Here is an 11,734-nt window from a genome sequence, read left to right on the forward strand (position 1 = left end):
TTTGATTTGAAAGAAAGCTTCACCAGTAGCGCAGAGCCCTATATGCCTGAAAGCGACAGGCCGATAGTTTATATTGTTCCCGAAATTTTTGAATACGGAAATATTATAGGTTCGTTTAGTTCCTGGCAAGACTATGGAGTTTGGATGAATCAGCTGTGGGAGGGGCGTAGTGTGCTATCAAAGTCATCTGTAGACGCTATCAATAAGCTTATTGTGGATAATCTTGATAGAGAAGATTTAGCAAAAGCCATTTACAAATATACCCAGCAAAATATGCGCTATGTGTCTATCAGCCTGGGGCTTGGTGGTCTTCAAACGATGTCGGCAAAGGAAACTGCAAAAATGGGTTATGGCGATTGCAAGGCGCTCAGTAATTTCACCGCTGCCGCCATGAATCATGCAGGAATCGAGGCATACCCGGCTCTAATCTATGGCGGTTCACGCTCGTTAAAAGTTGACCCCTGATAAACCCAGGTTTAGTTTTAATCACGTCATTCTTTGCCTTCCGGCAAATAGTGATACTACCTGGCTTGAGTGCACCGATAATACTGGACTTTTTGGTTATATGTCAGATTTTACAGATGATCGATATGCCCTAATTTTAAAGCCAACCGGCGGTGAGCTGGCTAGAACTCCCTCTTTTTCGGCTTCCGCCAATGAAACCGTTCGGAAAGCAAGTGTCACCCTTGGCGACAATGGCTCTGCAGGAATTGAAATTAGCTGCACATACAGAAATTTGGCTATGAGCAATACAAATTTTTACCAAAGGGAGCTTACAGGCAAGAAACCTATTTATGCTGTTAAGCGCGAAGTCAATCTGCCTTCATTTGACCTGGAGTCATATACATCTGAGCTATACAAAAATCAAGAACCTACACTTGATATTAATTGCTCGCTTACAGCTCGAAACGTGGGTAGAAAAGTGGGTGATAAACTCTTGGTAAAGCCATTTTTAATACAAACTTCTATCCCCTCACTCGAATCTGATTCGGTGCGGGTACATCCCGTATTTTTCAAACATGGCTACACTTATTTAGATTCTATTTCTATTATGCTGCCCGCCGGCATGTCAATTCTTGAGCCTTTGGCTGAACTAGACGAAACAAACCAATTTGGTCAACTTTCTCTATATAGAGTCTGTCAATAGAGTTAGGTGGCTGGATCATAAAGTTCAATAGCAAGGCGCACGTAGGATTGAAAATCAAGGAGTTGACATTTGTCAATGACTGTTTTCAAGACAAGTGCAACGTAGATAGTGGACTGTATGGACAGACACTATATAGTTCATGGGATGAGCTGGAAAGAAAAATAGTTATTGTTCGCGCCATTCGCTTAAATAGTGGAGAGTATCAACCAGAACAGTATGCTGATCTCACTTCATTTCTTGATCAAGTAAGGGCTACAGAAGATATCTTTTTCATTTTCCATTAAACTGATTATCGTGATTGGTTGTGGCAGAGAAACCCACTTATGAAGTTTTTTAGAAAGAGTCTATTAAATCATCATCAGTCAACTTAGGAGCTGGAGCGTGGCATGAAGCACTTTGAGACGCTATGTCATAGGAACTCGAATCGGTCGCGAATATGAAGTTAAACACCGTTTTTTCTTAACCTTTCAAATAAGAGCAAGTCGGCTTTAAAGCGCCTTTTGAATTTCTGACTCTGAAGAAGTTTAGCTTTCAACTCATCAGAAATAGCTGATTTATTGATGTTAAGTTGCAGAGATTCATTTTCGTCTGATGCGTTTTTTGTAGAAGCTCTGCTCATATATTCTTTTAAAGTAATTGCTTCCAAAGATTCTAACCCATTTTTTACCGCATCGGATAAATAAAATGATTGTGACCGGAAATGTCGATCAGAATATAAGTCGGCTGTGGAACAGACTTTAGTAAGAAAATCGTCAAATTCCATATTGGTCGTGTATTTATAAGCCCAATCTAATCCCGAAGGGAATCTATACATTTTGTTCTTACCACTTACCACATCTTGATAGCACGAGAATAACCGGGATAGAGGATCGCGCATAACGAACACCATTTTCTTGTCCTTCGTCCATTTTTCGAATGATCGCTGTGTTGGAAAATATAAACGCTCAATTGCGTTGTCACTTACTTTTGCTGGGTTTACCTGATGAATTCCGGGAAAAGTATTTTCGTAATCAGGGTTGTACTTTCTAATAAGCATGACCTTTATAGATGTGCATCCCGATTTTGAAATAATGGGGTAAAAGGTATTTTCTTGCGGCAAATAGTAAACCTCTATCGGGTCAATGAGCCTAACTCCGGCATAACCTGCAGCACCTTTTAAAAGACTTTTAATTTGGTTTATTAAATCACCCATTGATTTTAATTCTGCCAAAGTTAAAAATAGAAACGCCCATCTCAAATTAATCTTACCGGCACTGCCTACAATCTTTATTTCTTATTCGAATTTAGCGAATACCTGATACTTGCAATTTGAAGGCAGGAATCCACTAGAATTAAAACAATTGCATTGAAAAGTCCGTATAAATATTTTAATGAAGATAAATACTGAATTTGAATAGATAAGTATAGCAATATCGAAGATTCACCATTATTTCCTAATATTGCACGTTTTTAAAGGCTTGATAAAAGACTTTAAGTACTTTAGTAGATTTTTTGAAACCAATTTGTAATTGCTCGCTTGGCAAATAAATTAATACACCTAAAAACCTGTTTTGAAACAAATTTTTAGATTAAAATTTCCGTGGTTACTACTTATTCTAATAACTGTGGGATGTGGTCCGAACCGCGATATTGTTTATTTCAGTAATCTGGATGATGATGACATAAATAAAGCAAAGATTATTGAAAATGTTGTTATACCTACAATACAGCCTGACGACCTATTAAGTATAACCGTTAATAGTTTGAGTGCTGAATCGAATATGCTCTTTAATCAAGGGGTGCTAGGTAGTTTGGGAAGTAGTGTTTCAGACGCGAATAGATCACGTCAATCAACTCAGGCTGAAGGTTATCTGGTAGATAAAAACGGAAATATAAATTTTCCAGTTCTTGGCAGGATTCATCTCGGCGGTTTAACAAAAGAAGCTGCAACAGATACTATTCAGAATATACTGAATAGAGAGTACGTAAAAGACCCGACGGTCAATATTAGATTTTTGAATTTTAAGATTACTTTGATCGGAGAAGTAAAAAACCCATCTACGGTAACTATTTTAACAGAACAAGTCAATATTCTGGAAGCGATAAGTTTAGCAGGAGATTTAACTGTAATCGGAAAGCGCGAAAATGTACTTATCATTCGTGAAAAAGATGGTGAGCGAAAATTGATACGAGTTAATTTAAATGATAAAGAGTTATTGACTTCGCCCAACTATTTTTTGCAACAGAACGATATAGTATACGTAGAGCCAGATAGTTTTAAAGCTGCGCAAGCCAACTTGAGGCGGGCAAACATTCAGTTTGTATTATCAACAACTTTAAGTGCGCTTAGCGTTTTAACCGTCATACTAGCACTTAGCACAAGATAAAAATCAGTTTTATGTTTGATCAAAAAACCGACTCTAAAGACGTTAAGGCATTAGTTTTTAAATACTTGAGGTATTGGTATTTATTTGCTATCGGTGCAGTTGTAGCCTTTATTATTTCACTTATTTATTTGCGTTATACCACTCCTCTGTATGTAGCTAAAACCTCTATTTTATTTAAGGATGAAAAGGGTGGAGGGCCTTCCGAAGCAGCTGTATTCAGTGATATTGCGACATTTTCGGCAAGCCGCAGTATTGAGAATGAAATATTAATACTGAAGTCTAATAGTTTGATGCAGCGCGTAGTTGGTGAATTAAAGCTAGGAGTTAACTACGTTATAGAAGGATCTGTGCGTGATGTAGAAATATACAGTGAAGACTTAACGCTCAATATTATTCCAAAAGATTTTTCTCCAGATTTTTACGGAAAGTCTTTTATAATATATTTCAAGGATGACAATAGTTTTGAAATCGAAGATGGTGAAATAGAAAACTACAGGTTTGGGCAGGAAATAACCAAACCCTATGGGACATTTACTATCGTAGCACAAGCTGATGCTACATATAATAAAAATAATAAGCCATTAACAGTAAGTTTTAAAAACGTCGAAAATTTGGCTAAAGAATATTCGGCCAAGCTTCAGGTTAATTCAATTACGAAAGATGCCAATGCATTGTCTATTTCTATCATAGACGCCGTACCAGCGCGTGCTCGCGATATTTTGTCAAAATTAATTGAAGTGTATGAGGATGAGAGTATTGAAGATAAAAATCAAGTAGCAGAAAAGTCAGTTGAATTTATTGATGAAAGACTTAAATACCTTACTGCCGAGCTAAGCAGTGTAGAGCAAAATGTAGAGCAATATAAGCAGCAGTATGAGCTTACCGATGTAAGCTCACAAGGGCAGGAATATATGGCTGCCGCAAGTGCCAACCGCAGAGAGCTTGAAGCCATGAACGTACAATTAGATGTATTGCGTTCTATAGAAAACTATTTAAAATCGCAAAGTGCCGATGAATATGAGCTTGTGCCGAGTTCTCTAACCATTTCAGACGCCACTTTGAGTGGATTAATTACATCTTTCAATGCCATACAACTCGATAGGGAACGACTGCTTCGCACCAATAAACCAAACAATCCTATTATTATCAATATGAGTGAGCAGCTCAAAAACCTGCGTGATAATATACTCGAAAATCTTAAGAATATTCGAAGTGGATTGTATATTAGTAGAAGAAGTTTGGAGGCACAATCAGGTATTGTTAGCGACAAAATTCAGCAAGTACCTGTAAGAGAGCGACAGTACATTGAAATTACACGACAGCAGGAAATTAAACAGTCCTTATATCTTTATTTGCTTCAGAAGAAAGAAGAGGCTGCGCTCTCTCTCGCATCTGCCGTGGCGAATACCAGAATGATAGATCCACCAACATCAAAAGGGCCTGTTTCTCCAAATAGAACCAATGTTATGGCCTATTCGATTCTGCTTGGAATCTTTGTCCCATTTATCGGATTGTTTATTAAGAATTTACTCACCCAAAAAATTGAGCTTAGAAGTGAAGTGAATAAACTTACTCAAACACCTATTCTCGGTGAAATCTGCCATGATAAAACTGGAGATATCGTGATCGCCAATGCTCACAAACGCACGCCAATAGCCGAAATGTTTAGATTGCTGCGTTCAAACTTGCGTTTCTCGCTTGCCGGTAAAGAAAACAAAGTCATACTAATTACTTCAAGTATGAGTGGTGAGGGCAAAACCTTTTTTAGCATCAACATGGCTGCAAGTTTAGCCGGCGCGGGAAAGAAGGTTCTCATAATGGAGTTTGACCTTCGCAGACCAAAATTGTTAAAGGGTCTCGGAATGCCAAAAACAAAAGGACTGACCGACTACCTTGTTGGTGATATTCCCGATGTAGATTCGATCATTAAATCTACTGATATTGATGCAAATTTGGACGTTATTTCTGCGGGAACCTTGCCTCCAAACCCTGCGGAGATTATTTTGAATGACCGTGTAGCTCAACTTATAAAGAATATGCGCGAGCGCTACGATTATATTCTTCTCGATTGTCCTCCGGTAGGAAAAGTTGCCGATGCACTTACCCTTAACGAGCATATTGACACAGCTATTTATATTGTACGCTATAACTATACCGATAAAGATCAGATAAAAATAATAGATGATATCTTTCTGAATCAGAAATTGCATAATCCACTAATAGTACTCAATGATTCAAAAAAGCTCAATAGCGGCAACTATGTTTACGGATATTGATTTCTATTTATTGGAGCCTGAAATTTGTGGTTTTTACGTTGAACAGATACAATTCTGATTTGACATCCTACCTTATTTATTTAGGAGCACTAAACCTGAGAAATATTATAAACAGAGTGATTTTTAGAATAAACTTCTGCAATGTTTAAGCTTAAAGACGGTTTGAAAAAAATGAAGGAGGTCGGTTTCGACACTGCCCGAACCAAGGAATGGCTGCGACTTTCGAGCATAACAGGTGGCACACAAATTCTTATTCAGGGCATTGGTCTTCTTAGCGGAATTATCGTAATAAGATTGCTTCCTACTACAGAATACGCCCTTTATACATTGGCTAATACCATGCTTGGTACCATGGTGGTGCTCGCTGATAGCGGTATAGGGTCTGGTGTAATGGCCGAAAGTGGCAAAGTATGGAAAGATAAAGAAAGACTCGGTGTGGCTTTAGCTACAGGGCTTGATTTAAGAAGGAAATTTGCGGCCGGAAGCTTACTCATAGCGGCACCAATTCTTATTTATTTATTGCATTACCATGGTGCTGATTGGTGGATGTCTGTACTAATTGTGATCTCCCTTATTCCCGCTTTTATCAGCTCACTATCTGGATCCATATTTCAAATTCCGCTAAAGCTGAAACAGGATATTGCTCCACTTCAAAAAAATACGCTATTTGAGGGTCTTGGTCGTTTCGCAATGGTGTTTTCGCTATTTGTATTGCCGTGGACTTTTATAGCCATCCTTGGAGCTGGAATTCCGCGCCTTATTACAAATATTCGCTTGCGAAAACTATCAGCCGGATATGCTGATTGGACGCAGAAACCTGACGTGGAAGTAAGAAAAAGAATCTTAAAGATGGTGAAAAGGCTAATGCCCGGAGCGGTTTATTTTGTGGTATCTGGGCAAATAAGTATCTGGCTCATCTCCATTTTTGGAACCACTGCAAGCGTAGCAAAAATTGGTGCGCTAGGCCGCATTACTATCATGCTTACCGTTATAAGTACAATATTTGGCACCTTGGTATATCCCCGATTTGCACGGCTTCCGCTAAATTCAAAAATTTTGATGAAGCGCTTTTTGCAGGTTATGGCTCTTCTGGTCCTTACAGCTGTTATGGTAACGGTAGCAGTAGGCATTTTTAGTGACCAAATTCTTTGGGTGTTGGGCGAGAATTATCAAAACCTAAATATAGAATTGGTAATGAGCATTGCGGCAAGCAGCATTGCGCTTATTAGCGGAGCCGCTTTTACTATGAGTACTCAAAGAGGTTGGGCTATCCACCCGGGTATTTCAATTCCGGTAAATGTGGCTTCAATTATACTAGGTGTCCTTTTAGTTGATGTTTCTACCTTAAGAGGAGTTCTACTATTTAATATTTTTATCGTCGTAATGCGTGTTTTAATGAGCGTATCATATGCTATCATAAAAATTATTCAAAACAATAAGTACCGTTTATCAGTAAAGGATAAATAAGATAAGCAAATCATACGTTTTTAGGAACACCTTTCTATTTGTGGAATGTATAAATTTTAGATTAACTGCATATCGGCCTTTCTTCTACCTTTGCAAAATAGCGGCGAGGTAGATTAATAATAAGGGATGTGGCGGAATGAATGAATAACTGCCCAACCGATGTAATAAAAAGCATATTATCAATTGAAAAAAACTATACTTAGCTAATGATTGTAGCGACGACGCTTGCGGAAAATAAGTACTTTTTAGGCCTATCTGCCTTACTTAATTCAATGGTGGCCAATGGAAAATATATTGACAAAATTGTAGTGGGATATCGGGAGGAATTACCAAATTGGATTCCTGCTTTAAGTCCTTCTAAAAACGGACTTTCTTGCGTGCTAAACTCCGGTATCGAGCTTGAATTAATCGAGATGAATGGAGACTTACATATGGTGCACGAAAAGCCAAAATGGTTTAGATACTTTACAGATGTGCTTGAGCCCGATGCGGATGAGTATTTCTTCTTCGATTCTGATATTGTAATCGTAAACCGTATGAACTTTTTTGGCGAGTGGGTGAGGCAAGGAGTAGCCATTTGCGAAGATGTTAATTATAGTATGAACCGCAACCATCCTATTCGGAAGCAATGGATTAAATTTGCTAATGAGGAAGGTCTTAATGTTAAGTCTGAAATTGATTGGTATTACAATAGTGGGTTTCTTGGCTGGACAAAAAATACGAAGTCCTTTTTATCGGATTGGGAGAAATGTTTTGAAATATTAGCCAAAAGAAGTGGTGATATGAAGCAATTTCGGGTCAATAACCGAACTCATCCGGTTCTTAGCGCAAATCAGGATTCATTAAATCTGGCGGCAATGATCACAGCACTTCCTGTATCCACAATAGGGCCTGAAGCCATGGGTTTTAAGAGTGGAATGCGACTGATGTCACATCCCATCGGACCCAAGCCCTGGAACAAAAACTATATAGGCGATTTTCTTAAAGGCTATCAACCACGTGTTTCCGACCTTCACTACTGGGAAAGCATAAACGGAAGTGAATTTGCTCCAGAAAGTGCTATTTTGGTGTCTTATAAAAAGTTTATTTGCAAGCTTTTAAGAGGCTTGGGGCGTTTTTATCAACGAAATGGTTCATCATAACAGATATATTGCGGAATGAAAAATTGCAAATTCATTCTTATCAAATCTTTAGTCGATTTTATCTCTGAAAATCAAGTTGTTATTATCGAGTTTTGATCATGATAGCTGCAGAGTTTTTTACGGGTAATTAACCTGATGTCGGCATCAAGTTTAATTTACGGAAATTGAAATGAAGAAAGTTTTATTTGTATGTGGAAGTTTAGAACCTGGTCACGACGGGGTAGGCGACTATACACGAGAGCTTGCCGGAGCGCTCAAAAAAAGAGAACTTGAGGTTAAAATCATTTCAATAAGAGACCGGAATGTTGTTAATGCTTCTGAAGAAAGTCAGCCTGCTCGCGAGGAAGACGTTGATGTTGTGAGACTAAGTATGTCACTTTCACTAAAGAACAGGAGAAAGGAATATCAGCGAGTGATTGCAGAATATAACCCCAATTATATCAGTCTTCAATACGTTCCCTATGCTTTTTCCTCAAAGGGAATTCCATTTGGACTGCCACGATTTTTAAATACAGAAGACAGTAGAATTAAGTGGCACTTCATGATTCATGAAGGCTACATTGATGGAACTCTTAATTTTAAAGACAATCTAATTAAGAGAAGCCAAATTGCTGTTTTAAAATCTTTGGAAAAGAAACTCAAACCAGAGATTATTGATACAAGTACACATCAATATCAATCTTGTTTAAGCGCTATAGGCCTCAAGAGTCAAATTCTCGGATTGTTTGGAAATATACCTATACTAAAAACCGGTGAACACAAGAGTGACGATGGAATATCTCGTGGGGTGTATTTTGGTGCATCGCCCAATTTCGAAAATATGAATGCCTTCGTAGAACCAATAAGGCGATTCTTGGAAGAAACCAACGAAAAACTGGAAATTACTTTGTGTGGGCAATCGGGAGAGAAAGGAAAGCGCTTTGCAGCTTTACTTCGCGCCAGAGTGGGCTCTAATAGTTTCACTGTGCAGGAAAAAGGACGAATGAGCTCTGAAGATTTGAGCAAACTCTTTCTCCATATGGACTTTGGAATAGCCAGAATACCTCCGCAATTACTCGGTAAAAGCGGGTCTGCTATTGCGCTGCTGGAGCATGGGCTTCCATTATGGATACCTTTGGCAAAATCTCAAGATGAAATCAAGAAGAACTTTGATTTCCGTTTGAATCAATGTTTTGGTGATTTGGCTGATTTAAAAAAATCAAAATATTCTTTTGATTCAGGCAGTAGACTGGAGGAAATTGTAGATTCTTTTATTCAAAAATTAACATGGAGTCAAGAAGTTGTCGTATGAAAAAACCGAATATACTCTTCATCTCATATGCTTTTTATCCGAATGTAGGCGGAATAGAAGTTAATGCAGAAATTCTGACTACACATTTTCATCAATTGGGCTATCCCGTGCGAGTAATTACTGCAGTATGCGAAAATGGAGAAAAAATCTTCCCATTTCCGGTGGTGCGAAACCCGAACATGACAGAACTTTTTAAGCATCATAAATGGGCTGATGTTGTTTTTGAGAACAGCCCTTCCTTGCGGTTAAGTTGGCCGCGTATTCTTTTTGCTACAAAATCAGTAATTGCTATTCGGGGGCGTATAAGTCGAGATGACGGTAGACTTAATTTTCAAGATAAATTGAAATTAAAGGCACTCCATAAAGCTGATGGAGTAATTGCCGTAAGCAGGGCAATGAGGGATACTTTTTTTCCCGACGCTACGGTGATTGGAAATCCATATAGAGACGAAATCTTTAAGAACCTGGAACTAAATCGGGCGCCTTTAAGCTTTGTGTTTTTGGGTCGGCTTGTAAGTGAGAAAGGAGTACATATTGCTCTTGAATCATTAAAGCAAATCAATTTGCACCGGCAATCTCATCAAGAGAAACCTGTGTTTAAAATTGTAGGAGATGGACCTGAACTCGAAAATCTACAAAAATTGGTGGTGCAAAAAGGATTAGAGAGTCAAGTTACCTTTGAAGGAAGAAAAGTAGGTGCTGAATTGGTCAAAATTTTAAATACTTGCAGGTACATACTCGTACCTTCAGCAAATGAAGGATTTGGCAATGTAGCTATAGAGGGGATGGCGTGCGGTTGTTTACCAATTGTTTCAGATTGTGGAGGATTGCCAGACGCAGTTGGCGATGCCGGTATATTGTTTGAGACTTTTTCACCTGAAGCGCTTACTACCGCAATTGAAGAGCTAATCAATAATCCTAAATTGGAGGCTAAATACAGATCGAATATGGGGGCGCATCTTAAGAACCATCTTCCGGAGAGGGTAGCTCTGAAATATTTAAGTGTTATTGATAACGCATGTCAGAAAAAGTAACGAACGAGAAATGAAAGTTTGCGTTGGAATAACGACAAAAAATCGAAAGGTAATTTTACCAAAGGCTATCAACTCTGCATTGAAGCAGGATTACAAGGACATAGAAGTCTTTGTGTTCGACGATGGCTCTACTGATGGAACTTCAGAATTAAAATTCAAATATCCCGAAGTAAGATGGGAACGAGCTGAAGAGAGTCTCGGTTTGCTAGAGGCCAGAAATAAAATGATGCGTTCTTGCGGAGCCGATATTTTTATAAGCCTCGACGATGATGCCTGGTTTTTGAAGAATGACGAAGTTGAATTAGCTGTCGATTATTTTAATCAAAATGAATATTTGGGAGGTATAGGTTTTGATATTCTGGAGCGCGGTACAGCGAGATATAGAGAAGTGCCCCGTGCACAACCTCTTCCAACTAATTTTTTTATGGGTGCAGGGCATGCTTTGCGATTAAGTATTGTACAAAAAGTTGGCTATTATGTTCCTTTTCCTGTAAAGTATGGCCATGAAGAGAAAGACCTTGGAATTCGAATGCTGGATGAAGGGTATGAAATATGGATGCTTCCGGGAGTACATGTATGGCATGATTACACTCCCATAGAGAGGAATATGACTGATCAAAATCGTGGTTTCATTATAAATGATTTGGTGTATAAATTTAGAAGAGTGCCGTTGCTATATCTTCCTCCTGTTTTAGGCTTGAGTATTTATCGCACCTTAAGAAATAAAGTACGCTCGGGATTTAATGGCCGGCAACACGTTTTAGATTTTTTGAAGTTAATACCTTCGCAACTCAAATATGTGAACCGCGTAAAGATTAGTACGTATAATGATTACAGGGTACTTTCTAAATCTTATCTGGAGTATAAATTTAAAAACAGACAAGAGTAAGCCTATACTAAAAGCGCATAGTCAACCTTTTAAGAAGGCAGTGAGAAAAAAAATTATGACTTATAAAAGCCACAAAATAATCTTGATAATTATCAATAAAGTGTTTATATCCTCGTCTTTTA

The 11,734-nt window shown here is 38.3% G+C and carries 10 protein-coding genes; 9 read left to right on the top strand and 1 reads right to left on the bottom strand.

Features of this window, described 5'->3' with window-relative positions; translation table 11 throughout:
* Window positions 1-6: 6 nt before the first annotated feature.
* Both G3O08_RS01775 and G3O08_RS01780 read left to right on the top strand, forming a co-directional pair.
* Window positions 7-465 carry a transglutaminase domain-containing protein gene (locus G3O08_RS01775; protein ID WP_163282954.1) on the top strand — a complete coding sequence of 153 codons (459 nt, stop codon included), beginning with the start codon at window positions 7-9 and terminating at the stop codon, window positions 463-465.
* Window positions 455-1,147 carry a hypothetical protein gene (locus G3O08_RS01780; RefSeq protein ID WP_163282955.1) on the top strand — a complete coding sequence of 231 codons (693 nt, stop codon included), beginning with the start codon at window positions 455-457 and terminating at the stop codon, window positions 1,145-1,147. Before G3O08_RS01775 ends, G3O08_RS01780 begins: the two co-directional genes overlap by 11 nt.
* Before the next feature lie 442 nt (window positions 1,148-1,589).
* On the opposite strand, the gene G3O08_RS01785 is transcribed toward G3O08_RS01780, so the two are convergent.
* On the bottom strand, window positions 1,590-2,339 hold the full coding sequence (locus G3O08_RS01785; RefSeq protein ID WP_163282956.1) for a sulfotransferase family 2 domain-containing protein: 750 nt from the start codon (window positions 2,337-2,339) through the stop codon (window positions 1,590-1,592).
* Between the two features lie 358 nt (window positions 2,340-2,697).
* Between G3O08_RS01785 and G3O08_RS01790 the strand changes: the two genes are divergently transcribed.
* The 7 genes from G3O08_RS01790 (at window position 2,698) to G3O08_RS01820 (ending at window position 11,612) form a co-directional block, all read left to right on the top strand.
* Window positions 2,698-3,513 (top strand): polysaccharide biosynthesis/export family protein, encoded by an 816-nt coding sequence (locus G3O08_RS01790; protein WP_204336739.1) that lies wholly within the window; start codon window positions 2,698-2,700, stop codon window positions 3,511-3,513.
* Between the two features lie 11 nt (window positions 3,514-3,524).
* The gene (locus G3O08_RS01795; protein ID WP_163282957.1) at window positions 3,525-5,789 is read left to right on the top strand and encodes a GumC family protein; all 2,265 of its coding nucleotides are present in this window, start codon (window positions 3,525-3,527) and stop codon (window positions 5,787-5,789) included.
* A gap of 141 nt (window positions 5,790-5,930) precedes the next feature.
* Window positions 5,931-7,256: an MATE family efflux transporter gene (locus tag G3O08_RS01800; RefSeq protein ID WP_204336740.1), complete on the top strand. Its 1,326-nt coding sequence runs from the start codon at window positions 5,931-5,933 to the stop codon at window positions 7,254-7,256.
* A 206-nt stretch (window positions 7,257-7,462) separates the two neighbouring features.
* Window positions 7,463-8,398 (top strand): glycosyltransferase family protein, encoded by a 936-nt coding sequence (locus G3O08_RS01805; protein WP_163282958.1) that lies wholly within the window; start codon window positions 7,463-7,465, stop codon window positions 8,396-8,398.
* A 169-nt stretch (window positions 8,399-8,567) separates the two neighbouring features.
* Window positions 8,568-9,689: a glycosyltransferase family protein gene (locus G3O08_RS01810; RefSeq protein WP_163282959.1), complete on the top strand. Its 1,122-nt coding sequence runs from the start codon at window positions 8,568-8,570 to the stop codon at window positions 9,687-9,689.
* Window positions 9,686-10,723, top strand: a complete 1,038-nt coding sequence (locus G3O08_RS01815) for a glycosyltransferase family 4 protein (protein WP_163282960.1) — start codon at window positions 9,686-9,688, stop codon at window positions 10,721-10,723. Before G3O08_RS01810 ends, G3O08_RS01815 begins: the two co-directional genes overlap by 4 nt.
* 10 nt (window positions 10,724-10,733) lie before the next feature.
* Window positions 10,734-11,612 (top strand): glycosyltransferase family 2 protein, encoded by an 879-nt coding sequence (locus G3O08_RS01820; protein ID WP_163282961.1) that lies wholly within the window; start codon window positions 10,734-10,736, stop codon window positions 11,610-11,612.
* Window positions 11,613-11,734: the final 122 nt, after the last annotated feature.

The organism is Cryomorpha ignava, assembly GCF_010686655.1.
Classification (GTDB): Bacteria; Bacteroidota; Bacteroidia; order Flavobacteriales_D; family Cryomorphaceae; genus Cryomorpha; species Cryomorpha ignava.